The organism is Okeania sp. SIO2B3 (assembly GCF_010672525.1).
GTDB lineage: Bacteria > Cyanobacteriota > Cyanobacteriia > Cyanobacteriales > Microcoleaceae > Okeania.
In genome coordinates this window covers 1-26676 of the sequence record NZ_JAAHGH010000102.1, presented here as the reverse complement: position 1 = coordinate 26676, position 26676 = coordinate 1, and the positions used below count along the sequence as shown (strand labels likewise).

Annotated in this window: 18 protein-coding genes and 1 pseudogene; 15 read left to right on the top strand and 4 right to left on the bottom strand. The window is 37.8% G+C overall.

Translation table 11 applies throughout. The features are described from left to right. Window positions 1-341: 341 nt before the first annotated feature. Entirely contained in the window at window positions 342-2993 is a 2652-nt protein-coding gene (locus F6K15_RS31845; protein WP_293069222.1) for a C39 family peptidase, read from the bottom strand. A 401-nt stretch (window positions 2994-3394) separates the two neighbouring features. Next, complete coding sequence (locus F6K15_RS31840; protein ID WP_293069220.1) at window positions 3395-3835, bottom strand: peroxiredoxin; 441 nt, start codon at window positions 3833-3835, stop codon at window positions 3395-3397. A gap of 253 nt (window positions 3836-4088) precedes the next feature. Between F6K15_RS31840 and F6K15_RS31835 the strand changes: the two genes are divergently transcribed. The 5 genes from F6K15_RS31835 to F6K15_RS31815 all read left to right on the top strand — a co-directional run bounded on the left by F6K15_RS31835 (window position 4089) and on the right by F6K15_RS31815 (window position 9389). After that, the gene (locus tag F6K15_RS31835; RefSeq protein ID WP_293069218.1) at window positions 4089-4496 is read left to right on the top strand and encodes an Npun_F0494 family protein; all 408 of its coding nucleotides are present in this window, start codon (window positions 4089-4091) and stop codon (window positions 4494-4496) included. A gap of 788 nt (window positions 4497-5284) precedes the next feature. Further along, complete coding sequence (gene cobQ / locus F6K15_RS31830) at window positions 5285-6751, top strand: cobyric acid synthase CobQ (RefSeq protein ID WP_293069217.1); 1467 nt, start codon at window positions 5285-5287, stop codon at window positions 6749-6751. 559 nt (window positions 6752-7310) lie between these two features. Next, window positions 7311-7544, top strand: coding sequence for a 2Fe-2S iron-sulfur cluster binding domain-containing protein (locus F6K15_RS31825; protein ID WP_293069215.1), 234 nt, complete (start codon window positions 7311-7313; stop codon window positions 7542-7544). Window positions 7545-7642: 98 nt separating this feature from the next. After that, complete coding sequence (locus tag F6K15_RS31820) at window positions 7643-8266, top strand: IS607 family transposase (protein ID WP_293069213.1); 624 nt, start codon at window positions 7643-7645, stop codon at window positions 8264-8266. Beyond that, complete coding sequence (locus tag F6K15_RS31815) at window positions 8169-9389, top strand: transposase (protein ID WP_293069212.1); 1221 nt, start codon at window positions 8169-8171, stop codon at window positions 9387-9389. The genes F6K15_RS31820 and F6K15_RS31815 overlap by 98 nt, the downstream gene beginning before the upstream one ends. A 157-nt stretch (window positions 9390-9546) precedes the next feature. Here the strand turns inward: F6K15_RS31815 and F6K15_RS31810 are convergent, their stop codons facing one another. Further along, on the bottom strand, window positions 9547-10464 hold the full coding sequence (locus F6K15_RS31810; RefSeq protein WP_293069210.1) for an alpha/beta fold hydrolase: 918 nt from the start codon (window positions 10462-10464) through the stop codon (window positions 9547-9549). A gap of 757 nt (window positions 10465-11221) precedes the next feature. On the opposite strand from F6K15_RS31810, the gene F6K15_RS31805 reads away from it, so the two are divergent. The 6 genes from F6K15_RS31805 (at window position 11222) to F6K15_RS31780 (ending at window position 17939) form a co-directional block, all read left to right on the top strand. Beyond that, entirely contained in the window at window positions 11222-11707 is a 486-nt protein-coding gene (locus F6K15_RS31805) for a hypothetical protein (protein ID WP_293069208.1), read from the top strand. Between the two features lie 257 nt (window positions 11708-11964). Next, complete coding sequence (locus tag F6K15_RS31800; RefSeq protein ID WP_293069206.1) at window positions 11965-13173, top strand: NAD(P)/FAD-dependent oxidoreductase; 1209 nt, start codon at window positions 11965-11967, stop codon at window positions 13171-13173. 689 nt (window positions 13174-13862) lie between these two features. Then, entirely contained in the window at window positions 13863-14567 is a 705-nt protein-coding gene (locus F6K15_RS31795) for an HAD-IA family hydrolase (RefSeq protein WP_293069204.1), read from the top strand. A 1173-nt stretch (window positions 14568-15740) separates the two neighbouring features. Beyond that, window positions 15741-16355, top strand: coding sequence for a late competence development ComFB family protein (locus F6K15_RS31790; protein ID WP_293069202.1), 615 nt, complete (start codon window positions 15741-15743; stop codon window positions 16353-16355). Between the two features lie 1019 nt (window positions 16356-17374). Continuing rightward, window positions 17375-17815, top strand: a complete 441-nt coding sequence (locus F6K15_RS31785) for a DUF4332 domain-containing protein (RefSeq protein ID WP_293069201.1) — start codon at window positions 17375-17377, stop codon at window positions 17813-17815. Further along, window positions 17802-17939 carry a hypothetical protein gene (locus F6K15_RS31780; protein ID WP_293069199.1) on the top strand — a complete coding sequence of 46 codons (138 nt, stop codon included), beginning with the start codon at window positions 17802-17804 and terminating at the stop codon, window positions 17937-17939. The genes F6K15_RS31785 and F6K15_RS31780 overlap by 14 nt, the downstream gene beginning before the upstream one ends. Before the next feature lie 299 nt (window positions 17940-18238). On the opposite strand, the gene F6K15_RS31775 is transcribed toward F6K15_RS31780, so the two are convergent. Next, window positions 18239-21697 carry a CHAT domain-containing protein gene (locus F6K15_RS31775; protein ID WP_293069198.1) on the bottom strand — a complete coding sequence of 1153 codons (3459 nt, stop codon included), beginning with the start codon at window positions 21695-21697 and terminating at the stop codon, window positions 18239-18241. A gap of 636 nt (window positions 21698-22333) precedes the next feature. Here F6K15_RS31775 and F6K15_RS31770 point away from each other — a divergent pair. The 4 genes and pseudogenes from F6K15_RS31770 to F6K15_RS31755 all read left to right on the top strand — a co-directional run. Continuing rightward, window positions 22334-22643: pseudogene (locus tag F6K15_RS31770) on the top strand (zinc ribbon domain-containing protein); the annotation flags it as partial. A gap of 187 nt (window positions 22644-22830) precedes the next feature. Then, on the top strand, window positions 22831-22983 hold the full coding sequence (locus F6K15_RS31765; RefSeq protein WP_293069197.1) for a hypothetical protein: 153 nt from the start codon (window positions 22831-22833) through the stop codon (window positions 22981-22983). 398 nt (window positions 22984-23381) lie between these two features. Beyond that, a complete protein-coding gene (nadA, locus tag F6K15_RS31760; protein ID WP_293069196.1) occupies window positions 23382-24392 on the top strand; it encodes a quinolinate synthase NadA in 1011 nt (336 codons plus the stop codon). Between the two features lie 102 nt (window positions 24393-24494). Beyond that, entirely contained in the window at window positions 24495-26174 is a 1680-nt protein-coding gene (locus F6K15_RS31755) for a methyltransferase domain-containing protein (protein ID WP_293069194.1), read from the top strand. Window positions 26175-26676 lie beyond the last annotated feature (502 nt).

Below are 26676 nucleotides of genomic sequence, written 5' to 3'. Positions count from 1 at the left end.
AACTAGCACCTTGAAAACTAAAGTTAGGGGGTTTTGCACAGGAATGCTTGTGTATGGAAAAGCTTTAAGCAACAAGTACCAGAGAACCAAAGTTTTTTTTAAGGTTTAAACTGTACCGTAGGGCATACGGGAACAGGCTTTTGAAATAGAGCGAACGCTTGGGGAGAGAACCATCTCTGGACTAGATGCCGTAAGGTGTTTAGTTTAAGTGGACTCATTGTTGGCGTAGCCTTGCGTCAGCAAACCAAGAATCCTGGTTTCAGGAGAATCCCCGTGCGTTTACGCCGGGGAGTATGTCAAAGCTCTCCATCCCCCCATCTCCCCATCTCCCCATCTCTCTCCTATTTTTTCCGAATAAAATGCGCCCAAACACCTCCATTCGGACCTGCAACTCGATCCATATAATCATAAGGATAAATTAGGCGACTACCTTCAGTATCAGAATAACCAGTTAAAGCATTCCCCCAAGGATCATTAACAATATAACCCTTGTAACTATATCCGATCGCTGTCAAAATATGACCGCTAGCAGTAAAGTCTCCTGCTAAAACTACTGGACGACCATTATTCAACTCATTTTTAACCTCAGACCACTCACGGGTAGTGCTAAAACTTGTCTCAAAATCATAAGCGCGAATTAACGCTGATAATACACTGTGGTCTGTTTCCGAACCCTGACCATAATTATTAAAACACCATTCCAACAACTCATCTTCTAACTGACCACCCCAATAAGACCGCACTCCATAATAAGCAAATATCATTGCGATCGATGTCACATTACAAGTAGACCAATAAAACCGAGGGTTATCACGTTGAGAAAAATAGGGAACATTCAGTTCTATTTTATTTCTAATGGGATTAAAAGATTTATTCCCACGTTTAAACAAAAAGTAACTAGGAAACACATAACCAGTATTACCAAATTCCCCCATTTGTTCGGTCAAAGCAACTTTGAGATGATTTCCCTCTACAGCATAACTATTCACCCCGTATACACGACCAATAGGTAACGTTACCCTTTCTGAGCGACCTAACAAAAATGAAAACAAAGGTCGCTTTTTAATCACGGTAGTTTCTCGAACCGTCATTGTAATAGCATTAGGATCGTAGAGTATTTCCTCTTCTTGTTTCTTGATTCTAACGTGCTGCCAATAGATATATCCCACTTTACCAAAACCGGGAATAGACTCCAGCAGAGTTACACGAAAATGCCCTTTAGTGGAAGCATAACCAGTAATTGCCAAAGTCTCACCTAGAGATAATTCTGCTTTTTGATTATCATCAAGTTGAGATGAATCTTCTGGACTACCTTTAATAAAAGTTTTTTGAACTACCAATATTTTAGCGCTGATATAAGTATCTGGAACATCAGTAAAATCAAATAGTAAAAGTTTAGAACCTTTTGTCACTTCAACATGGGGTTCATAAAAATAGCCAAAATTTCCTACTGGCGATATCCCATTATTCAATACCACTTTCAAATTCCCATCAACTAATCCATATTTTTCAACAGTAAAAATTTCTCCTGCTTTAACGCTCACTTTTTGTTGATCGTTAAGCTTGGAACTATCTATAGGATATAATTTAAACCAAGTATCCTTGGCAACTTTCAACTTAATATCTTTTCCAGCAGATATTGGTTCTGAACTTACATAGATATTAACTACTTTACTGTCAACAACTTTTCCCTTACTATCAAGACTTTGTAAGCGTAACCACCGTGTCCCCTCTGTATTAAAACCCCGACTTAACTTAACTTCCCACAAACCAGACTTTGAGTCAAAATTCACTGGCAATGGATATTTATCTTCCGCAGTCACTGTTACAGTTTTTCCTTGAGTAGAATCATAAGTACCCCGGAGAGTTGTACTTTGATTCACCAAAACTTCTGTAGGACCTAAAAATTTGAGTGTGGCAGCAGTTGCAAAAGCTTGACTAGCTTCCGTTAATTGCACAAAATCTGGATATACATACCCCTCGTTACCAAAGTTCGGTAGGTTTTCTGTAAGTAAAATTCTTGTATGGTTATTTTGGGATGTGTAGTTGGAGACACCATAAACCATTCCCTTTTGCAGAATTAATTTTTCATCTGGTTTTAAATATGCTTCGTTTGTTGGTTGCTTTTTGATAATGGTATTGTTGAGAGTTTTCAGAGCGATCGCTGTCTGACTATGTTTTACTGTCTCTCCCTGCTTAATAATTTCTACTTTTTCTGGATCGATATATCCTGTATCGCCAAAACCTGGGATAGCTTTAGTTAAAGATACTCGAAAATGACCTTCTACACTTGCATAACCTTGGATAAGATAAGTTTCTCCAGAAAAAAGTTCTATTTGTTGATTGGATGCTAGTTGGGAATAGGGTTCCGGTCTAAGTTTAATTTGAGTTCTTTGTTTCACCCATAATAAGGCTTTATCTTCGGGAGCTTCAGGTAAATCATCTCGATTGAAGTAGAGAATTTTTGCCCATTTAGATAAGTGTATTTGTTGAGAATTAAAATAGCCAAATTTGCCAATGGGTGGAATAGGAGTCGCCAGTTCAACTTGTAGATAGTTATCTACTAACTGATATTTGAGGAGTCGATAAGTTTGACCTACGGATAGACTTACTGTTTCTTCAGCAGTTAAATTATCTGGATCTTCTAATCTTTCTTGAAAGACAGTATTCGTGAGAGTGATTAATGTTAATGATGGGTAAATATTCGGTTCATTATTAACAGTAATATTAATAGTTTGTTCAATAACTAAATTATTATTTATATCCGTTCCTTTCAGTCGCAACCAACGATTTCCTGAGCTATTAAACCCTGATTCTAAAATTGCGTGCCATAATCCTGTAGTTGGATTTTTAGTAACATTTAAAGGATATTTATCTTCTGCTACTAGAGCAATACTATGGATTTGTTCGGAATTAAATTTACCTGTAATAACAGTAGGTTGATTAACTAGAAATTCGGTCGGACCAAGATAGGAGAGAGTATCTGTACTCATAATTTCTATTTAGGGTTTGCGTATGGAAAGTCTTTTTGCTCTTTGTAGGAGACAGGAGACAGGAGACAACCCACCCCTCGCCCCTCCCCCTCCGGTGGAGGGGAGAAATGGCTTGGGAGCGAGGAGGTAGAAGTAAGAATTGTCAGAGTGGTTTTTCGGCTTTTGCTTAGGTGAAAATCCTCACTTTTTTCACCTAAGCTACCGAAAAGCTCATACTTTTTCAAGACATAAAAAGCCTAAAACCAATATCAGTCAATGCTTTGATATTTAATCAGTAAGCCCTATTTATTCTAAAACTAAAATTTGCTAAAACAAATAAACCTGTAGAATTATCTACAGGCGATTAGTACAAAAGGATTTTTCGGAAAATTTATTAGATACTGAAAATCAGTACAAACTAATTATTTTGTGCCGATAACTTCTAAAATATCTTGAGCGTGACTACCAGTTTTCACATTCTCATCGACATGAGAAATGTTCCCTGTAGAGTCAATGATATAGGTGACACGCTTAGGATATCCACCACCTTCAACATCATAAGCTTTTGTGATAGCACCATCAACATCTGCCAATAGTTGGAAAGGCAAACCATATTTCTCAGTGAAAGCTTTGTGGGAGGCTTCATCATCCATGCTTACACCAAGAACAACCATATCTTTACCTTGGTATTCAGCATAGTTGTCTCGGAAGCTTTGAGCTTCTTTGGTACAACCTGGAGTATCATCCTTGGGATAAAAATATAGGACAACTGTTTTGCCAGCAAAATCAGATAAGGAAACGGTGCTGCCGTTGGTATCTTTTACTGTGAATTCTGGTGCTTTAGTGCCAACAGATAATGGCATAGATTTTGTTTTCTCCTTAATGTTTACAGCATAGCCTTGTATTCTTTCTGTTATTTTAAGATATTTTGTGCTTTGAAAAACTTTTACTTATCCTGAGATTTGTTCTAGCTTGTTTTCTAGACTACTTTGTTAAAAAAATATAAAGTATTATTTGTATAGCTTATTTTAATGTAATATTATTTGTATTGTAGATGACATATAAAATATTGATTATATGGTATAATAGTAAGATTATAATAAATAAATAATCGCAATGACTTCTATAAAATCTGCAAACTTAATATCACTCCAATATCCTACTAATACTGAAAAAAGGGCGGAAATAGCCCTTAGTTGTAGCCCGTTTAACATCAGCTTATTTGCAACAATGTCGGATCGAAGTGTGGAGTTAAAATCAATAGCATCACAGACAGGTTTAAAAAACGGCTATACTCGTTATTTTATATCAGAATTAGTGGCTGAAAATACTCTAATGTGGCTAATTCAGGTGGGTGTATTAAGGAGGGAAGTTGATGGACAGGGTATTACAGATGGTTTTCGCCTCACACCCCTTGGTCATCAATTAGTGAAAAAATATACTGCAAAGGGAAGTTTGTCTCAACCGTCTTTGAGCGATCGCTTCTATAATTTAATTAATCGTTGGTTCAGACTTCCTATTTAGATGGACAATAAATATTCAAGTTTTGAAGGATTCCATCGTAATTTTTTAATCAAAACTCAACTTTATAATGATAGATTATGAAACTAAGTGATGATTAGTAAGCTATTGCATACTTAAGGTATGAATATAGACTATCAATTTCAAGAAAACTGCTGATAGCTGAAAATGCTTTTAGTCTTCTGTTGATTTTTTCTCTCCTTTATTCGGAAGGTTAAAAGGGTATTACTTATTTTTCAATAATTGATAATTGATCATGGATAATTGATAATTACCTCTCCCTAAAAGGAAGAAGATTGAATAAAAAGAAAATTTTTTCTCTCTGGGTCGATTGGAACTGGTGCAGGTTCCCTCGCCATCCCACCCTACGGGAAGCTCCGAAGAGAGAACTCCGTTCCGCTGACGCGTTTCGCGTCAGCGTTGCGTTACGCCAGTTTTGCGTTGCGCCAGCTTTGCGAAGCAAAAGCAAAAGCAAACGACCGCTTGTTTCTCCTTTAAAGGAGAAGATTTTTACCTTAATTATTCGGTAAGTATGAAACTCCTAAAAATCTATCTATATTTAGAGCCAAAAACAAGAGTACAAAATTAGTTTTTAAGGTAGGAGAAAAATTCCTTTCTATCTTCTTAGGAATTTACAGGGAACGAATCTTATAAATATCGTACATTTATTCAACAAAGCTGTTAAAAATATATAAGCTTGTAAACTAACAAATACTAGCAGTTACACCAAGCTATATATTTTAAATTGCAAATAGAAAAATATTATTATAATTCCTTAATCACAAACATTTATGAAAGCAATTATGGTAGTGGGAACTACCTCCAATGCTGGAAAATCTCTGATATCTGCAGCCATCTGTAGAATTTTATCACGTCGTGGATGGAGAGTAGCTCCTTTCAAAGGACAAAACATGTCTTTGAACTCTTATGTCACATCTACTGGTGGAGAAATAGGCTATGCTCAGGCAGTACAAGCTTGGGCCGCAGGTGTGACTCCTTGTGTAGAAATGAATCCTATTTTGTTGAAACCTCAAGGAAATATGACTTCTCAAGTTATTATCAAAGGAAAAGTATTAGATACAGTAGGAGCCATAGATTATTACCAGCAATATTTTAATATTGGTTGGCAGGCTATTAAAGAATGTTTAGAACTTTTATCCCAGGAATTCGACATAATAGTTTGTGAAGGAGCAGGTAGTCCAGCAGAAATTAATTTAAAGCACCGAGATTTAACTAATATGCGAGTGGCCAAGTACTTGAATGCTACTACAATTTTAGTCGTTGATATAAATCCAGGTGGTGCTTTTGCTCATATTATTGGTACTCTAGAACTACTAGAACCAGAAGAAAGAAGTTTAATTAAAGGGATTGTAATTAATAAATTTAGAGGACAGCGATCGCTTCTAGATTCAGGTATCGAATGGTTAGAAAAAAGAACTAATATTCCTGTAATTGGGGTAATTCCTTGGATTGAGGAAGTCTTTCCTGCCGAAGATTCTTTAAGTCTTTTAGAGCAACGTTCTTCTAAATTTAATGCTGATATTACAATTGCCATTATTAAATTACCAAGAATTTCTAATTTTACTGATTTTGATCCTTTAGATTCAGAGTCTAGTGTCAATATTAAATATCTTAATCCTAATGATAATTTAGGTTATCCTGATGCAGTAATCATTCCTGGTTCTAAAACTACTATTAGCGATTTATTAGTATTACAAAAAAGTGGCATGGCCACAGCTCTCAAGAATTACCAAGCTGCTGGTGGTACAATTATGGGAATTTGTGGTGGTTTTCAGATGCTTGGTGAAGTTTTAGTAGATGCTCAGGGTTTAGAAGGACAAAGGGGAGAATATCAAGGGCTAGGACTACTACCACTCAGAACTGTAATTGCTGCTAAAAAAATTTCTCGTCAGCGACAAGTTATTGCTAATTATCCTCTAGCTAATTTACCAATAATCGGTTATGAAATTCATCAAGGTAGAACCAAAATTACAAAACCAGATATGGTAAATCCTTTATTTAACGATCATGATTTGGGATTTATTAATAGTAATCAGTCTGTCTGGGGTAATTATTTACATGGAATTTTTGATAATAGTCCTTGGCGTCGTTCCTGGTTAAATCTCTTGCGTAAAAAACGAGGTCTCGAATGTTTACCGACTGGTGTTGCTAACTATAGAGAACAAAGAGAAATTATGTTAGATACAATTACAGATCAAGTTCATCGCCACTTAAATTTAAAGTTGATATTTAACTAGGCTTTGCGTATGGAAAGTCTTTTTGCTCTTTGTAGGAGACAGGAGACAACCCACCCCTCGCCCCTCCCCCGACCGTGGAGGGGAGAAATGGCTTGGGAGCAAGGAAGTAGGAGTAAGAATTGTTCCTTGATTTTTCTGTCCAACTATGCGCCTAAAATACTAACTTTTTGAGCTTTTTAGACTGAAAACCAGGTACTTTTTTCGAATCCAAAAAGGCACTTTTCTTTATATGCCAATGCTTTTAGATTTAATCAGCAAGCCCTAACTAAAATTTACCTAAGCATTCAGCTATCAGCAGTCAGCTAGCCTCCTCCGGAGGAAATACGTTAACAGCAATTAGTAATTATTCATTAATTCATAAGGTTTTGTTCTCAGACTCATGGCAGTAACTTTTTATTATTTTTCAATTTAAAAGGTTGTTTTTACGCGGACCCAAAATTAATAGCTGAGAGCTAATAGCTGACGACTGTTTGCGCAGCATTCCGGAGGAAATGCTTACAAATTTACTAATTAGAATTTACTATAAACTAACAATTAATCAAATAATTATTGCTTAACTATGGAAATACTTTTCTTGCCAGATAATGTTACTGTTGATGCAGAGTCAGGAGAACCTATTCTAGAAGTTGCTGAACGTGCTGGAGTAACTATTCCTACAGGTTGTTTAATGGGTTCTTGTCATGCTTGTGAAGTTGAAATTGATGGTGGTCAAACTATTTGTGCTTGTATTACAGCAGTTCCTCCAGGACGAAAAAAAATGACGATTAACCTTTCTGTAGACATGGACTGGTAATCTTATGTGGGAAGAAGGTGCGTGACTAGATTTTTAAAACCCTGGCAATTTCCGGCAAATAGTGCTAAGATATAAAATGAAAACAGAAAGGAAAGGAAATGACCAAAAATTATGTAACGCCTGGGGAAGCAACTCGCATCTTGGGAGTCTGTGACAGAACCTTGCGGTACTGGGAAGAGCAAGGAAAAATTACAGCAATCAGAACAGCAGGGGGACAGAGAAGATATGACATCACCACATATACAACTGGGACTACCGGGGATAGGGTTATCATCCTCTATGCCAGAGTCTCCTCAACAAAGCAAAAGGAAGATTTGCAGCGTCAATGTGAATATCTCCAATCCCAATATCCTGATGGAGAGCTTGTCAAAGAAGTTGGAGGAGGACTTAATTACAAACGGAAAAAAATGCTTACCATATTGGAGCGGGTCATGTCAGGAAATGTCAAAGGTATTGTGGTCACATATAAAGACAGGCTCGCTAGATTTGGCTTCGATTTGCTCCAGTGGTTTTGTACCAAACACTCTTGCGAAATCGTGGTTCTCCACAAAGTTGAACTCTCTCCCGAACGAGAAATGGTTGAAGACATCCTTTCAATCCTCCACTGTTTCTCGGCCAGATTGTATGGGCTGCGAAAGTATTCATCTCAAATCTCAAAAGATCAGAGTTTACCCAGAAAAAAGTCTCCATCAAATTTGGAAACAGTGGCTAGCAGCAAGTAGATATTGCTTTAATCAAGCCATAGCTAAAATGCGCAAACATGGTTTGATTTCTAAATACGATTTGCGTAAAGTAATCTTAAACAGTGACTTACCAGATTGGATTAAAAAATCACCATATCATCTTAAAGTGAATGCAATTTATGATGCTAACGCTGCATTTAAAGCTAGTCGTAAAAGTGGGACGAAAAAGCCTTGTTGCGGAAAATTCCGTTCAATTAGAGACCGAATACAATCAATTAAATTTAGGGTCGAAGACTTTAAAAAAGGTACTTGGTTACCTTTACTTACAAAAGGATTAAAGTTATTCGCATCAGAGTTAATTCCGAGTATTAATGTTGAATACCAGCAAAAGCAAAAAGATGGGACATATAAAGTTTGTGTGAGAGAAAAATCTTGGAAGCTCCAAACTCAATTAGTTTATGACAAAAAACGCTGGTTTGCTGTATTTCCGGTGGAGTTTAAATCAGAAACATCGAAGAGTCAATCTATTATTGCATTAGACCCTGGCGTTCGCAGTTTTTTAACGGGTTTTGATGGAGAAAAGTTTATTGATATCGGTATGGGAGATATTACTAGAATTTTTCGGTTGGGGCAGCATATTGATCAACTAATCTCTGTTAAAACTAAATTAAAAAGTCGTAACAATAAGTACAAAAGACAGCGAGTAAGCCAGAAAATTAATAGCTTGTTTATTAAAGTAAGAAACCTTATAGATGAAGTCCATAAAAAAGTAGCAAAATGGTTAACAACTGAGTATCGCATTATCTTTATCCCTACTTTTGAGTCATCCCAAATGGTTGCCAAATCAGGAAAAAAGAAACGCAAGCTTACCTCAAAAACAGTCCGCCAAATGCTAAGTTGGGCACATTATGGTTTTAAACAAACTCTTAAGTTCCATGCTTTAAAACGAGGCGCAACCGTAATAGATGTAACTGAAGAGTATACATCTAAAACTTGTACAAAGTGCGGTCATGTTCATAAAAACTTGGGAGGCTCAAAGCATTTTAAATGTCCGCACTGCGGTCACTCAATGCCAAGAGATTGGAATGGCGCTTTGGGGATATTCCTCAAAGCATTGCGAGATACCGCCAATGTTGATGGTTTTGCCGTCACATTGCTATGAACGGTTTTCCCTACTTTTGCCGGGAATTGCCGGGCTTGATGTATCTGATAGGTTATAGGTTGTAGGTTTGAGGGACTTTAGTTCTAAAACTTGTTCTAACTGTGGTATTAGGGGCAGGTTGAAAGTTAAATCAAAACCTACCCCTAAATTAACCAACCTACACTACACCAACCGGAACTTCATCCAACTGTTTCAAAAACTTTTTAATTAACCCAATAGTCACCGCTGGAACTTCCAATTGAGGCGTTAAACCCACATTTTCTAATGTTTGAAAAATCTTCACAGCTTGACGGTTTAAATCTGCTAAACGTTGACCTATTTCTGGACCTGTAAACTCCGACTTTTTGCCCCAAATAATTGCCGTCGGAATTGTTAATTGACTCATATATAAAGATAAGTCAAAACACAAATCTCCTCGCACAAAAGATAAAGCTGCATACTCAGCATTAGGTTGAGTTGCTGACTCTAAATATGCCTCCACAATTTCTTCAAAAACTAACTTGGAATTAGCAAATTGTCTGGTTTCCAAGAAACTTCTAATTCCTCCTGGGGTGGCAACACCTCCACTGTAAAGCAGACGGTCTAATATTGGCGTACTCACCAGTTGAGCGAAAAAACTGCGGGTGTAGTTTTCCCCAAAGTCAGATAAACCTGCGGGAGTTGTCAATATGAGAGACTTGAATAATTCCGGACGGGCGATCGCGACTCTCACCATCATTGCTGCAGTCAGGGAAGAGGCGATAACTCTGGTGGGAGATTGACAAGTTTGTTCTAAAAATTCGATAATTGTTGTTATATAGTCGTCTACTTTGTAATCTAGTGCCTGATGTTCCGATCGCCCCCACCCAATTAAGTCTGGGGCGAGGATGCGGTATTCTGAGGCGAAGGCGGGGTAAACTTTTGACCATTCGTAAGCAGATGACCCACCGCCGAAACCGTGAAAAAATACTAGGGTTGGAAAATCGTCAATGTTGTCGGTGTCAGTTTTCCAAGGTGTTTTTTCGTTGGTGTAGTAAACCATTCTACCGTGGGAGGTGACGATTGATTTTTGTTCAAAACCTACAGGAATAAACATAGTAATTTTAGATTTTAGAGTTGTGATTAAGTGGAAATAACCTAGTATAAGATTTTTTCTTCTGTTTGATGGTTTCTTGCATCAAGCTTGCAATCGCCAAACCACCATGGTTATCTTGCTTATAACTTAAATTCGTAATTGATTGTTGGTCATTTCATCTCCCCTTGACTTTTGTTGCCAAATCTTGATATAACACCAACTAATTGTATAATAACCTAGTCCAAATAATTTGGCTGAGGTACTGATGTACTTATATGGAGCCCTTGGGTAAAAACTATATCGCTAAAAAAAACCTAAAAGTTGCATCATGGGCCAATATCCGGAGGTGTTGAGAAACTGGGAGCAAATCCCTACACAGCATTGTCGAGTTTATGTCCGGACAGTTCAACAATGAATAATGAATAATGAATAATGAATAATTACCTCTCCTTGAAAGAAGAGGATTGACAAACAGATGAAAATTTTTCTTTATTATCCCCTTAAAAGGGGAGGCACATACCCACAATTTTTCGGTAATATGTAAATTTGGGGCAAAAAAAAGCCTACAATGAAAGGCGGCAGGGTTTAAGTTGAAAGAGGTGACTGCCGACGATTTATATATGGTTTACCAAAAAGTGGTTTCAACAATTAATAATTAATAATTAATAATTACCTCTCCTTGAAAAAAAGAGAGAAGTAAAAATGTTATTAAGATTAGCAGATTTTCAATTTTTTCTAGTTTAAGGTAATTACGATCGATAGTTATTAGGTTTAACAAATGCAAGTTCAAAAAAATCAGTTTTCCTGGTATGATGTGCCTGAAGATGTCAAAAATTTATTAATGTTGGCGGTGGAAAATTGGGAGGATACTGAGACATCGGAAAATTATATTAATCAAGCTTTGGCTAAGACTGATGGAAATCTGGATATTTTGATAGGTGCTTATCGTTATTTTTTCTATAAAAATAATATGAAAATGTCGCTACAATTGGCTCATAAGGTAATTGATGAAGTGAAAAAACGGGAAAATTTACCGGATAATTGGCAAGAGGTAAAAACTATATTAGCTAGTCGAAAAAATGAGCAACAAATTAATCTTTTGATTACAGCTTATGCTGCTTCGGGATTAATTATTGCGAAGATGGGTGATTTGGTAAAAGCTAAGGCAATAAGTGAGGAAGTTCAAGAAATTGATGAGAAAAATGATTTAGCAAAAATCTTGTTTGATGTTATTACTAGACCGCCAGATGAAGATGAAGATTAGACATCTCCAGATTCGATTTCCTTCTCCGGAGGAACTGCGGACTTCAGTACCTCTGCAATAAGGAGGCTTGACATAAGGAATATTCTCTTCTTTTCAAGGAGAGGTAATAATTAATAATTAATAATTAATAATTAATAATTAATAATTAATTGTTGAAGAGCTATGTTTTTTCTCCTTCCTTCTTCCTCCTTCCTTCTTCCTTCCGATATTGCTATCCTATAAAGAAGTGACCTAATATTAACTTCCCTTACTTAACTATGACTGACAAATCTCAGCGCATCTGTATCCTTGGTGGTGGCTTTGGTGGACTTTATACCGCCCTTCGCCTCATCCAGTTTCCCTGGCAACCTTCAGAAAAACCCGAAATAATTCTGATAGACCAACGCGATCGCTTCCTCTTTGCCCCACTATTATATGAACTTGTGACCGGGGAATTACAAACCTGGGAAATAGCTCCACCATTTGAAGAGTTATTCACCAACACCAACATTCGTTTTTGTCAAGGCGTTGTCTCTGAAATTGATATCAACCAACAACAAGTAAAACTAGAAAATGGTCAAGCATTCAGTTACGATCGCCTCGTTTTAGCTATGGGAGGTGAAACACCAATGGAAATGGTAATAGGTGCCGCCGAATATGCAATCCCATTCCGCACCATTGATGATGCTTACCGTCTCCAAGAAAAGTTACGAGTTTTGGAAGCATCGGACCGGGAAAAAATTCGGGTCGCTATCGCTGGGGGTGGTTATAGCGGGGTAGAATTAGCTTGTAAATTAGCAGACCGTTTGCAAGAAAAGGGGCGAATTAGATTAGTCGAACGCAGCGATATGATTTTGCGAACATCCCCAGAATTTAACCGGGAAGCAGCTTCTCAAGCTTTGGCAGAGAGAAATATTTGGATTGATTTAGAAACAGAAATTGAGTCTATCGAAGCTAATCAAATTTCCTTAAAGTATAAAGAGCAAGTTGATACCATTCCTGTAGATATTGTTTTGTGGACAGTGGGTACAAAAGTCGCCCCAGTAGTAAAGTCATTACCATTGAAAAAAAATCAGCGCGACCAAATCATCACCAGTGCAACTCTACAAGTGCAAGACAATACACAAATCTTTGCTCTCGGAGATTTAGCAGACTGCCAAGATGCAGATGGGCAAAAAGTACCCACCACTGCTCAAGTAGCGATACAACAATCTGATTATGTTGCCTGGAATATCTGGGCATCTGTAACTGGGCGGCCTTTGTTACCATTCCGCTATCAACCATTGGGTGAAATGATGGCATTGGGACTTGACAACGCTACTCTTACCAGTTTAGGAATTAAACTGGATGGTCAGGTTGCACATTTGGCAAGACGTCTAGTTTATTTGTATCGCTTACCAACCTTGGAGCATCAAATGAAAGTTGCTTTCAACTGGATAGTTAATCCCATTCAAGAGGCACTATCAAGTTTTTCAACAATTAATTAGGGTTTGCTGAAAAAGTCTTTTAGTAGGGGTAGGAGACAGCTATACTGGAGACAGGAGACAGGAGAAATGGGAATGAGCGAGTAGGTAGGATTCAACAATTAATAATTAATAATTATTAATTATTACCTCGAGAGTGAAAACGGATAGGATTGACTAATCATGAAAAATTTTTCTTGTTTCTCCACAGCTAGTGAGAGGATTTTTACCTTAATTATTCGGTAAGAATTGTAAGAGTGATTTTTCCGCCCAACTATGAGCCTAAAATACACTCTTTGCATGAGCACCAACAGCTGAAAAATTTCCACTGCAATTCGACCCCAAAAAGGCACTTGTCTTTATATGTCAATGCTTTTAGATTTAATCAGCAGAGCAATAATTAATAAAGTTCTTAGGTGGTAGGTGATAGGTGGTAGGTGGTAGGTGTAAATTTAAGGTTTAACACTGGAAACGGAGCATAAATTTGGGATATTCCTTAAAGACCACTTCAGTCGAACATTTTTATTATACTTAATCATCCGGACATGGTATTATCTACCATTTAATGATATATATAGCAACTGCTATTACTACTGTTGACTTATGGAATATCTCAAACAACGGAATATTAATAATCAATCTTCTTCCTTCCTTCTTACTTGCTCCTTCCCCCTCCTTCTTCCTTCTTCCCTCTTCCTTCTTCCTTCTTAAATATGACTAAAGTTATTTTGCTTGATGCTGTTGGCACTTTATTTGGTGTACGTGGTAGTGTAGGTGAGATTTATCAACAATTTGCCAGTCAGTGGGGAGTTGATGTTTCGCCTCCCGTTGTAAATGCAGCTTTTTTTGAAAGTTTTAAAACTGCTCCACCGATGGCATTTCCTGGGGTGGAGTCTACTCAAATACCAGAATTGGAGTTTGAATGGTGGTGCGAGATCGCTACTGCAACTTACAAAAAACTGGGAGTATTTGAGCAGTTTTCTGATTTCAGGAGTTTTTTTAGGGAACTTTACAATCATTTTGCTACTGCTGCACCTTGGTTTGTTTATCCTGATGTGAAACCTGCATTAACAAAGTGGCGCGATCGTGGAATCAAGTTAGCCGTTTTATCTAATTTTGATTCTCGACTTTATCCAGTTTTACTAGACTTGAAGTTAGCAGATTTTTTTGATAATGTGACTATTTCTACAGAAGTAGGAGCAGCTAAACCCGATCGAAAAATATTTATCGCTGCTTTACAAAAATGTGGTTGTGCTATTGAAGAATTTGTGCATATTGGAGATAGTTTAACTGCTGATTATGAGGGTGCAATTAATGTAGGAATCAAAGCATTTTTCTTGAGTAGAAATACGGTTTTACAACCAGATAAACATCAATTTGCTACTCTTCTAGATTGTTTTGATTATAGCTTTAATTAGCAGTAATGAGGGGTGATACCCTCTATTTAAAATCTTTTTAACACAATTATTGTTATAGTTTATGATAAAAATATAACAATAATTAAACTATTCCGATCGAGATGCAAAATATTGGTATGATTATTTGAAGGATGGTAGAAACCTCCAAAAAGTAGATGTTGACAGTATAAATCTGCTCGGCTGGGCAGATTTTTTTTGATTGTTAATACGAACAAGATAATCTTATCTTAAGCTGACTTTAACTAAAAACTTCAAATTAAGCCCAACAAATAATTAGTGAAAATTAGAAGTTTTGTAGCAACTTATTCGATATAATTACAGAGTTACTATCACAGTCCTATTTGGGTTCTATAAAAAGATTTGGTAAAAGGGAAACCGAATCTCATAAAAGTGAGTGGTGCAACCCTGGGTCCTTGAAGTACGTCTTATACCAACTCCGGATTTGAAAACCTCTTTTACAATATTGACTAAATCTTATTCGATCAAGGATTTAGACTATAACGAGAGAGGAGTCAGTCCTCAGGAGTCAGGATTTCATTAATTGATAATTGATCATGGATAATTGATAATTACCTCTGGTTAAAACTGAGAGGATTGAATATAAGGAAATATTATTTCTTCTCTTGGTCGATGGTCGGACAGCTCCGAGACCTCGCCATCCCACCCTACGGGAAGCTGCGAAGTACGACCGCTGTCTTGGTCTCATGGATATGGCGAGGGGACCTCGCCATCCCTCGACCGCTTTTTTCCCCTTAAAAGGAGAGGCTTCAAGGCGCGAATTATTTAATTATTAATTATTAATAATTAATAATTCGGTAAGAAGAAGAAGAAATGAGGGGGAAAGAAGAAGAGGAGAAAATTTTTTCATCACTAATAGACATCTGGTAAAAATCAAAAATAAAATCAATTATCACACATAAATTATCAATTCTTTCCCCTCAAGGGAGGGGGAGGGGCGAGGGGTGGGTTCCCTACTCCTGTACGGGCGAATCGCGATTCGCCCCTACTGCCTACTCCCTCTTTTCTGGAGATGTTCAATTATCCGGACATGATATTACACACTCTATGTATGACTTCCATGAAATGGTATAAGAACATTGCAGACAACATTTCTGCATAAAACTCGTGATTATTTATCATGCTAATTAAAACTCGATCATCAGGAGTAATTATATGAGTAACTCACTTTTAACATCAACTTTTCGTAATGCAATGGAATCTCTAACTATTTTAGAAATAGAAAAACAGTTACAAAAATTACCACGAGAAATAGTTGACTCTATCAATAAAGCTGATGTGACCGCCTATAGTCTAAATCGATTACCACCGATGTATTTTACAACACAAAAAGGAAAAATATGGCAACAGCAAAGGTCACAAAAACTAGCAGATATGATTTCTAGAGTAGTGAGCTTAGGTATTAAAGCAGCTCAAAGAAACAATAAAGTTTTTTCCACTCCACTCCACCCATCTTTTGCAGATAAAAAAGCAATAATTGATCGCCAAAAGCCTATATTACATGAATCTAATGCTATGATTCCATTAGCAACTGTAGAAATAGAACGGCAACTTAAAAGATTACCCAACGATCTATTAATATCTATTAATAAAGTGGATGTAATTGCTTATACTCTCAATCGCCTTCCTCCTCTATATTCTACTACTAGAGAAGGATGGATTTGGCAACAAGAACTAGCTCGAGAAAATTTAATAACTATGATTTCACGAATGGCTACTTTAGGTATTAAAGCAGTTCAAAGAAACAGTAGAATGTTTGTACAATCTTGAAGATTATGAAGTAAAGTTTATCGTATTTTTTATTATGATTATTGTCACTCCAGAGAGCAATTAGTTAAATATATTTGTGAGTATAAATATATTTTTACCATCAACTAAGTTATAAGTTACTAGAATTGAATATTTAGATAATAACTGCTGTAGATTTATAGAGCTTCACATTACAATCAACTTTTTAATAGGAGTTCGATTGATGTTTGCTACGAATACTTAGGGCTTGCTGAATCAAGTCTTTTGGTAGGAGTAGGAGACAGGAGAAAACCCACCCCAAACCCCTCCCAGGAGGGGAAGACAGGAGACAGGAGGAACGGGGAATGAGTGAAGAGGTAGGAGCGGGCGTTTTGTCCTAAGACTTTTCTGTCCTTAGTTTGCCTTTTATGCTAACTTTTTGAGGGTTTTAGACTAAAACCAACGCACTTTTGGGGAATCAAATAAGGATCAAACCTTTACTTGTCAATGGTTTGATGATTAATCAGCAAGTCCTACTTAATGCCATTTCTAAAAAATTTTTCTACAGTTTCTTGATCGGGGGACTCACCCGCGGACCCCTCCCTGGAGGTGGAGTAAGTAGAGAGGTTGCATGCAACGTCCGTACACAGAGTGAACCCACCCCTAATCCCTCCCAGGAGGGGAAGTAAACATAATAATAACTAATGCTAACCAGCTAATAATCATCAAAAAAGTGATTATATATGTGTTAATTATTTAATAATTGAAGTAGTACTTCAGTATAGAATTAATGCATGGTAATTGGTATTAGATTGGTGCTTAGAAGTTATATATAAGTCTGGCAGCATTGGTATGATAAGTAGTATAAGCATCTTGCTCGTAATTAAGCCAGAAGCAAGAAAGAAGAAGATTTGAAAGAAATAAAAAGTAGATATTTCCCAAGTTTTCTGGCTTGGTATGGTATTACATAGTTATGAAATATCGCAATATGAAAATAATAAGTACGAATAAAAAAACTCAAATTATTATTTGCTCAAAGCTGAAAAAAAGAAAAAATTAACATGAAAATAACGCCAAAAAAACAATCAATAAAATCTCAAAACTGGTCTATTGAAAAATTACCAGGCTTAAGTAAACAACACCAACAATTACTAATAGAATATGGCATTACTACTACGAGAAAACTACTAGAAATAACTCACACCCCCCAACAAAAATTAACCCTAGCAAATCAACTACAAATTCATCTTCAATATATCAAGAAATGGGTGGCATTAGCAGACTTAGCTAGAGTTCCTAGTATTGGCTGTCAATACTGTGGACTTCTGCTTCATGCTGGCATTGCTTCAGTTACTCAACTAGCTCAAATACCTATCCATAGGTTGCACCAACAAATCCTAAAATTACAGGTATCAACTATGCAAAGACGTGACCTTTGTCCCACTGTCGATCTGGTTCAAAAATGGATTCAACAAGCTCAATTTTTGGGTGCATCTCAATAAGGAAGGAAGAAGGAAGAAGGAAGAAGGAAGAAGGAAGAAGGAAGAAGCTTTAAGAGAAGGAAAAACCATGAATGGCGCTAGATATTTCCCCAACTTTATACACAAACGATACCAATGGACATGATATGATGTCAGGAGAACCGACTCAGAACTTAGGAGCTAGAGAAATAGAATAGGGGAAAAGGTGGAAATTTGCCTCCTTCTTCACCATCTCCCTACATTCCCCTCCAGGGAGGGGGAGGGGCGAGGGGTGGGTTAACTTCTGACTTCTGATATCATGTCCGTTGGGGCGCGTTTGTGTAAAAGTTAGCGTGGATATCTACAGGAAATTTAAGTTTTTTTCTTGCCTGTTGCTTTCCGGAGCTGTTGCCTGTTGCCTATTTACTATACAAGACCGATGCTACCGGACATGATATGACTTCGTTAATGCCATTCACCTTGCAACGTAAACGCCGCCCAATAATAAGGACTCTTACTCCCCTCCTCCTGCAATAACTGCAACTGTGCTTCCCGCAATGCTTCCACGGGAGAAAAACCATTCTGCAACATTCCCTGATAAAACTGCGACATTAACTTTGCCGTTGCCACATCATCCACACGCCACAACGAAGCTATAACCCGTGGTGTTCCCGCATACATAAACCCCCGTGTTAAACCTACTAAACCTTCCCCCCGAATATTTTTGCCCAAGGCAGTTTGACACGCACTCAATACTACTAACTCTACAGGAAGACTCAAGTTATAAATATCATTCAACCGCAAAAACCCATTTTGCCAGCTACCATTTTTATTCACTAATGACATCACTACTCCTGATAATTCTGGTTTCTGGCTGTTGGCAAACCCGTGGGTGGCTAAATGTAAAATGCGATATTTCCCCAACTCTCGACTGTTAACAGTTTCCCTGTTAGCCTGAAAGTCAAAAGACTCGGTGCGTTTCCCTTCCGGCACTAAAGCCATTATTGCTTCTGCTTCTTCGCGTGTTCCTGGCAAACGTTCCCATTTTATCCCCACATCTCTTGCTGCTCTTGTCATCTGAGAAATAGATGCTGTTGATTTTGTATTCACTCCCGACACTCGCTCATCTTCTAGGCTAAAAACTGGGTCGGCAATAATAGCTACAGTTTTCGGTGCTGGTCGCCGAGAGGCGGTTTCCTGTCGTAAAATTGCTACGGTGGAAGCTGAAGGTAAGTTAATAATTTCATGGTTGACTATTAACGGTTGATAACCTGCATCCTCAGAAGTAGTTGCGGGAAGAGATAGGGCGGCAAAGGGAATATATTGCAACATTCCATCGCTGACTATCAGCAAACGTTTCTCTTTCAATTTATCGGCAACGGGTTCGAGGAGAATTTTACTTAGCGCATCGGTAGTAGTATCAATATTGGATATATTTTCTCGATCGCGTGAGTCAGTAATAGTTAGTCGAAATTCCAGAGCCGCTTTTTCAATTTCTTGTCGTGGGGGGAGTTGATAACTATTGATTTCTGTTTTGCTGACAGCCCACAAATAACTGCGTTTTTCCCCTAGAGAATATTGCAGTAGTAAAGTTTCATCATCTAATACCTTTTTCTGAATTTCTGCTAATGTCAACGGTTGCGGTTGGGTTAGTGCTGCATAACGGGGACTGGTGGCGCGAATTTGAGCTTGAGTTTGTTGATACTGTCTCAGAATAGTTTCTCTATCTTGCTCAATAGCTTTTATGTGTTCCGGAATAGTTTCTCCACTAAGTAACTTAACTCGTCTTTCTTCCAATGCTTCTAATTGTTGCAGCAATAGTTTTTCCTGTCGTAATAATTCTGGGTCTACTCCCTGACGAATATCGGCGTTTGCTTCTGTGAGAATTTCTAATAAAGTACGGGCACGAGACCTTTCGTTGGCTTGTAATGCTTTGCCTTCATAGTCTTTGTTTGGTTGTTGTTGGTGCAACTCCATTAATAAGTCGATATAGAATTCATAATAATCTTGTACTGTTGCGAAGTAGGAAGCGCGTAATTCTGAGCTGGCAATTTTGGTGCGTTGAGATTCGACAATCTCCAGAGCTGCTTCTATTATTTCTAACGCAATAGTAAGGTTGCCTTGGTTGCGTTGTGTTTCGGCAATAAAAAAGCGAGTTTTGATTTCTCCTGGGCGATCGCCTAATTCTTGCCACAAAGTTAATGCTTGTTGATATGAGTCTATGGCTTTAGTTGGTTTGTCTGAGGCTTTGTAAATGTTGCCAATATTATCCAGGATGGGAGCTTCAAGTTTACGGTTCCCGATATTACGAGTGATTTCTAATGCTTCAGTATAAGATGTTAGTGCTTTGTCATAGTCTTCCATTGCCAGATATATTTTACCTTTGAGAGCTAGACCGATAGCTTTGTGAAATGTTTGTTGAAATTTTTCTCCCAAAGACAGAATTTTATCTGCTGCTGCCAGAGCTGGTTGGTAGTCTGACTTGTCTTCATAAATTCTGACTATAGTGCTAAGGGTAGAAACTTGACCATAGTTGTTTCCTTGTTTTTCCCAGATTTCTTCAGCTTCTTGAGCAGATTTGAGGGCGCGTTTATATTTTTCTTGTATTCTGTAAATTGTGGCAATAGAGTCAAGGGTTTGAGCTTGTCCTAGAAGACTGCCGACATCGCGAAATATTGCTAATGCTTGTTGGTAAGACTCCAGACTGGGTTGATAATCTCCCAGATATTCGTAGAATGTGGCAATGGCGCTAATAGTATCAGCTTCCCCAGAGCGATCGCCGATTTGATTTTGTAATTTTCTGGCTTCGTTGTAGATATTCAAACTATCTTGATAATCTCCCAATGAAAGATAAGTTTCCCCAATATTATTGAGGGTAGAAGCAACCCGTTCTGGATTACCAACTTGACGTTGAATTTCTAATGCTTGTTGGTAATAATTAAGTGCTTGTTGATTATCTCCCAGGTTGGCATAAATTATCCCTATTTGATAAAGAGTATCTCCCTGAATTCCGCGATTTCCTATTTGTTGATATTTTGATAATTGTTTTTTCAAAGCATCTATTCTAGTTTTATGTTCTTCTATTGTAGTGGGGAGAACAAACAAATTTTCTGTATTAGAGTTGTCTGTTTGAGAGTCATTATTTGGTGTTGAATTTTGCAGTGCTTGAGCTTGATTAAGATATTGGCTAGCTTTCTGATTATCTCCTAATTGAACATAAATCATAGCTAAAGTTTGAAGAGTGTCTGCTTCAGCTTTTGTATCATTTTCTGCTCTTTGAATTTCCAGGGTTTCATCGAAGGAATTTTGAGCCTTTTCTATTTCCCCCAAACTAAAGTAAACCATACCAATTTGACGAAGTACAAAAGCTTGTTGAGAGAGATTTTTTAGTTCTCGAAATAGTTGTAATGATTGGTTAAAAGTATCTAGACTTTTTGTTTTTTCTCCAAGGTCAGAATAAACTATGCCAATAGAAGCTAATATATAAGCTTTTCCTTCTTTGTGGTTAAGTTTTTCCCTCAATGAGAGAACTTGCTGATAATATTCTAGAGATTTTTGATAGTTACTTAAAGAATAATAAACTAAGCCAATCATGTTAAGAGAACTAGCAGCTTTTGCCTCATCACCTGCTGCCTGATACAGTTTTGCTGCCTCTTGAAATTTTTCTATTGCTTGTTGTTGAGATTCTGCTGTTTGTTGTTTAAACAATTGAAGACCTTCTTGAGCAGCTCTTTGAGCAGCATCCAAATTTGAGTCTTTTGTTTCTGTATTTTGAGTAATTAGGGGGAAGGAAGAAGGAAGCAAGAAGGAAGAAGGAAGAAGGAAGAAGGAAGAAGGAAGGATAAATTGACCTCCCATAAATATAGTTAGAGTATTGTGGGAAATTTGAGCAATTAATTGATGTATAGTTTTTCGATTAGACATACAGAAGTTTTCGAGTTTATGAAGGTACAAAGTTTTATGCTTTTAGGAAACAGAGAACAGCGGTGCGAACCCGCCTCGGCGGCAGTAGACACAAAGGAATGCGTAGCAAGAGAGAGAACAAGGAATGATATCATGTCCGGTAGCATCGGTATTGTATAGCAAAGGTAGGCAACAGGCAACAGCTCCGGAAAGCAACAGGCAGGAAGGCTTAAGACAAGAAAAAAACTTAAATTCCCTATAGATATCCACGCTAACTTTTACACAAACGCGCCCCAACGGACATGATATGAATCAAAATTATAGATTAGTTTTAAACTGTGCCTCAAATTTCCTAAAATTTGCTGCATTTACCTATGAGCATAATTTTTCTACTATTGTATCTCAATAAAATTTAGGATTTATTTGGGCTTTGTTGCATGAATGCGCGATCGCGATTGTACCTTATAATATCAAATCCGGGGAAATTGGACATAAAAAAATTATTGAATCCTCATAACTACTAAATCTTTGTGATTCTCTATTCTCCTGACTCCTGACTATAACTGTTTAACCAGATTTGATATAAATCAGAGAAATGCTATAATAGGAAACCGTGCTTCTGCAATATCCAGAATATAGTTGGCCATTCGATCCTTAACTCGATTAAGTAAATCAATTAATGATGCGATTTGGGGGTCAATTTTTAACTATTTTAACTGTCAAAGCTGTTAGCGCAGCTCCTCTGTTTGCGAAGCATTCCGTAGGAAAAGAGGCAAATGCTGGACAGAAAACAATAGGGGTAAACCCCAGAAATACTAGCCAAGATTGCTCAAATTGTGGTGAAAAAGTCCCGAAAGAATTATCCCAAAGAACTCATTCTTGTCCGCACTGCGGTATAGTAATAGACCGCGATGTCAACGCGGCGATAAATATAAAAAATAGGGCGGCAGGGCCCAGACGTCCTTAAAGCACGCGCTTGTCCGACGGGGTACCGGGACTGCGAAACGAGAAGCCCACACTATAGCGTCAGCTTAGTGTGGGAGTATGTCACCACTTTTCTATAATTCTTCAGAGATTTTTTGTAAAAATTTGTAAAAAAAGTTAAATAAAAGTAGTGTAAATTTCTAATAAGCCTATTCATTATAGTAAAATTAATGAAAATTTCTTGTCCTTGTGGCCAGAGTCAAATTCTGATTTATGCTATAGTGATTTGTGTTTTGTGTGCGATGGCCTTGCGCTCAAAACCCGGAAACATAAAAAATGGCGGTCCGAAGTTAGCCAGGGTGATTTATCCCCTGGTTGAATAACGACGCGCGGGTAATAAAGCGGCGTAAAAGTCTGGTATACTAGCGGAATAAGGAACAAGGTTTGTCGCCATGACAAGACCGCGCTTTGCGGTGAAATTCCGGCGGACAGGAGACGGGGAATTAATTTCTTACGACGGCTCAAAGCAAGCAGGCAGCTAGAGCAGCGAGAAGATTGCTCCAACATATTGAGTAAAACCACTCGTGAAAGCTAAAAAAAGTAGACTCACAGCTAGATTTCGGTCTATGTCGAGAAGTTTAGAAGTCTGTTGACAGGCTTTAAGCAAATGTGGATTCATCCCATTTGCGGTGGATTAACCGCAGAATCCAGGGTGTTTCAACCCCTGGAGATGTCAACTCCTAATATTTATTTGACAAATAGTTTCTAAAGATACCAAACTATGTTTATAACGGAATCAAAAAAAACAAATACAGACTTTAACTCTATTCCAGATGATTTATTCGGAGCTATTGAAGAACTCAAAAAGGAGCTAAATGCAGTTATTTTAGTTCACTACTATCAAGAGCCAGATATTCAGGATATTGCTGACTATTTGGGTGACTCTTTAACTTTATCTCGGCAAGCTGCTACTACAGATGCTGATGTAATCGTTTTTGCTGGAGTCCATTTCATGGCAGAAACTGCCAAAATTCTTAACCCCAACAAATTAGTATTATTACCCGATCTAGATGCCGGTTGCTCTATGGCTGATGGTTGTCCTCCTGAAGAATTTGCTGCTTTCAAAGCTGCCCATCCAGACCATTTAGTGGTGTGTTATGTTAACTGCTCTGCTGCAGTTAAAGCCATGAGTGATATTATTTGTACTAGCTCTAATGCGGTAGAGATTGTTAATCAAATCCCCAAAGATCAGCCAATTATTTTTGCTCCTGATAAAAATCTTGGTCGCTATGTAAGTGAACAAACTGGTAGAGATTTAGTACTTTGGGATGGGAGTTGTATGATTCATGAAATCTTTTCCGAAAAGAAGATTGTACAACTGAAAATAGAACATCCTCAAGCAGAATTTATTGCTCATCCCGAATGTGAAGAACAAGTGTTGCGCCATGCTGATTTCATCGGTTCAACCAGGGCTTTGTTTGAGTATAGTGAGCGAAGTGCTGCGGAGAAATTTATCGTGGGCACTGAACCTGGTATTCTGTATCAAATGGAAAAGCACATGCCAAACAAGCAATTTATTGCTGCACCAGCAACGACCTGTGCATGTAACGAATGTCCCCACATGCGCTTGAATACTTTGGAAAAGTTATATTTAGCAATGAAAAATCGGGGGCCGGAAATCACTATACCAGAAGACATTCGGATTGCTGCACTCAAGCCCATGCAACGGATGTTGGAGCTATCAGCGCAAATTTCCGCTGTTAAACAGAAACAAATGTTGTCCAGTGTCTAAATCCTAGAGGATGTTTGAAAAAGTCTGTGAGAGGTCAATTTTAAAACATCCTCCGATCTAACCATGACTCAAATTTAGATATGTTATTACCATAAAGTAATTATGACATTACCGGGATTGGAGAATCAATCTTCTTCCTCACAAGACGCAGCCTTACTTTACAATTGGCGCATTTATAGTATTCGTCAAGCTCTTAAGCAAAAAGGAAAAGCTACCGGAGCTTTAGAAATTCAAGACTTGCTAGATTTGGGTCATTTGGATCAATATCACTACTTTGGTAGTCAAGCTTGCGATCGCGCCATTAATTATTTAGCACTCAATTCCAACTCTCGTGTTTTGGATATAGGAAGTGGTGTGGGTGGGCCAGCTCGATATATTAGTTATAAAACTGGATGTCAGCTCCAATGTGTGGAATTAAGACAGGATTTTAGTGAAATTGCTCAAGAACTCACCCAACGGATGGGACTTGATGGGCGCATCCAATACCTCACTGGCAATATTCTCAGTTCTCAAATCATTGATTCCCTATTACCCAATTCATTTGACAACATCATTTCCTTTCTCTCTTTATTACACATTGAAGAGCGTGACAAAGTCCTGGAAATTTGTTTTCGCGCTTTGAAAGAAAATGGCTACATTTATGTTGAAGATTACGTTGCCAATTGTACCCTGACACCAGAGGTAAAAACCACTCTCAGAGAAGTGTTTAAATCTGCTTACGTGCCAACCCGTGAAACCTACCGACATCACTTTGAACGTGCAGGGTTTACTGACATTTGTTTTATTGATTTAACAACCGGATGGAAACGTTGTAAAGCAGAACGCTATCAGAAATTTACCGAATCAAAAGAAGAATCAATCAAACTCTTCGGTGAAGACATTTTTGAACATCGCAGTCGATTATATCGAGTTGGTAGGGATATGTTTCAAGGAGGTAGCATTGGTGGAGCATTGATCGTGGCCAAAAAACCTAGTGTTGCACAGATACATCTAATACCTGAAACCTATTTTTCTGTTTTCACTTCTGTTTACAATGAGCAATACCATTTCTTTCTCGAAGATGGCTCTCTCCTTGCTCTTAGACATTTCAAAACCAAAACCCTTGAGCATTACTCAGCCTGGTGGAGTGACACTAAGGGTAATTCCCGGGAGCTGATTAATACCTCGGAACAAAGAAGCTCAAATCCCCATATCTCTATCGAAAAAAATAATCAAACCGGAACAATTTGTTTGCCAGAAGCTAATCTAGAAGTGCAATTTGAAGTTACAGCTCAATTCACTTGGGGGGTTCCTGGTGAAGAAAATCAGCGTTCTGTTATCCATCAACCACAACTTCAATGCACAGTCCATACAGAAAATGGTACTCAAAAAGCAGAAGGGTATTGCAAAATTTATGAGGGTAATTATCCCAGGTTCTGGGGTTACCATTTTGTTTATGCGTTTTTCCCAGATTACGGGATTATCTGGAGCGCGGATGGCACATTTGGTCAAGAAAGAAACAATCATTTCAATTTCCTAAATGCTTACCAAAAAGAAAAATGGTTGCGTGGAGAAAAGTCTGATCATGGCAAAACAAGTGTTCATGCTTGCATTCAAAACAAAATGTATGACCTGAGCTTTGATATAGGTTTTGCAACTTGGTCTACCATTTTGCGAAATCGAACATCAGCGATGGAAAGTAAACTCAGTTTGGAATATAGGGAGGCTATTTTAACAATAGATGATCGAGAAGTGAGCAAAGGAGTTTGCTTAAAAGAATCTTGTTTTGGCACAATTGCTTGAAGAAGGAAGAAGGCAGAAGGGAGAAGGAAGAAGGGAAAATTGTATGGGGATAGTCAACGAAGAGCCACTTCGTGTCTGATAACCCCAAACAATTTTAAGCATCGCCTTTGACGGTGGGTATTATAGTAATTTAACTTTAGATTGAGACAAAGCTTTCTTGCTCTGAGGAAGTTTCAGACGAAAAAACGTCTCATTTTTAAGTTAAACAACTATAAACCCGCAAAAGAATAGATAAATTGCTTTTTAACATTATATTATCAAAATAATATGGGTCGCGCAACCCCGCCTTTTAAGGCGAAATATTTTTGGAGGTTTGGTCAAATCCCCGACTTCCCCTCCTGGCTCCCCTCCTGGGAGGGGTTAGGGGTGGGTTGGGAGGGGTTAGGGGTGGGTTGGGAGGGGTTAGGGGTGGGTTAACTTCTGACTTTTGACTTCGTTAAAGCCTCACTATTAGGTCTTGTCTCCACTGCTCAAACAATTATGGCACAATCGTGTAATATAG

Excerpts from the sequence above, each read along its gene's own strand:
- F6K15_RS31795 (WP_293069204.1), top strand. The coding sequence starts at position 13,863 with ATGACTAAAGTTATTTTGCTTGATGCTGTTGGCACTTTATTTGGTGTA.
- F6K15_RS31785 (WP_293069201.1), top strand. The coding sequence starts at position 17,375 with ATGAAAATAACGCCAAAAAAACAATCAATAAAATCTCAAAACTGGTCT.
- F6K15_RS31765 (WP_293069197.1), top strand. The coding sequence starts at position 22,831 with ATGAAAATTTCTTGTCCTTGTGGCCAGAGTCAAATTCTGATTTATGCT.
- F6K15_RS31800 (WP_293069206.1), top strand. The coding sequence starts at position 11,965 with ATGACTGACAAATCTCAGCGCATCTGTATCCTTGGTGGTGGCTTTGGT.
- F6K15_RS31755 (WP_293069194.1), top strand. The coding sequence starts at position 24,495 with ATGACATTACCGGGATTGGAGAATCAATCTTCTTCCTCACAAGACGCA.
- F6K15_RS31825 (WP_293069215.1), top strand. The coding sequence starts at position 7,311 with ATGGAAATACTTTTCTTGCCAGATAATGTTACTGTTGATGCAGAGTCA.
- F6K15_RS31815 (WP_293069212.1), top strand. The coding sequence starts at position 8,169 with ATGGGCTGCGAAAGTATTCATCTCAAATCTCAAAAGATCAGAGTTTAC.
- F6K15_RS31775 (WP_293069198.1), bottom strand. The coding sequence starts at position 21,697 with ATGTCTAATCGAAAAACTATACATCAATTAATTGCTCAAATTTCCCAC.
- F6K15_RS31805 (WP_293069208.1), top strand. The coding sequence starts at position 11,222 with ATGCAAGTTCAAAAAAATCAGTTTTCCTGGTATGATGTGCCTGAAGAT.
- F6K15_RS31810 (WP_293069210.1), bottom strand. The coding sequence starts at position 10,464 with ATGTTTATTCCTGTAGGTTTTGAACAAAAATCAATCGTCACCTCCCAC.
- F6K15_RS31820 (WP_293069213.1), top strand. The coding sequence starts at position 7,643 with ATGACCAAAAATTATGTAACGCCTGGGGAAGCAACTCGCATCTTGGGA.
- F6K15_RS31835 (WP_293069218.1), top strand. The coding sequence starts at position 4,089 with ATGACTTCTATAAAATCTGCAAACTTAATATCACTCCAATATCCTACT.
- cobQ (WP_293069217.1), top strand. The coding sequence starts at position 5,285 with ATGAAAGCAATTATGGTAGTGGGAACTACCTCCAATGCTGGAAAATCT.
- F6K15_RS31845 (WP_293069222.1), bottom strand. The coding sequence starts at position 2,993 with ATGAGTACAGATACTCTCTCCTATCTTGGTCCGACCGAATTTCTAGTT.
- nadA (WP_293069196.1), top strand. The coding sequence starts at position 23,382 with ATGTTTATAACGGAATCAAAAAAAACAAATACAGACTTTAACTCTATT.
- F6K15_RS31840 (WP_293069220.1), bottom strand. The coding sequence starts at position 3,835 with ATGCCATTATCTGTTGGCACTAAAGCACCAGAATTCACAGTAAAAGAT.
- F6K15_RS31790 (WP_293069202.1), top strand. The coding sequence starts at position 15,741 with ATGAGTAACTCACTTTTAACATCAACTTTTCGTAATGCAATGGAATCT.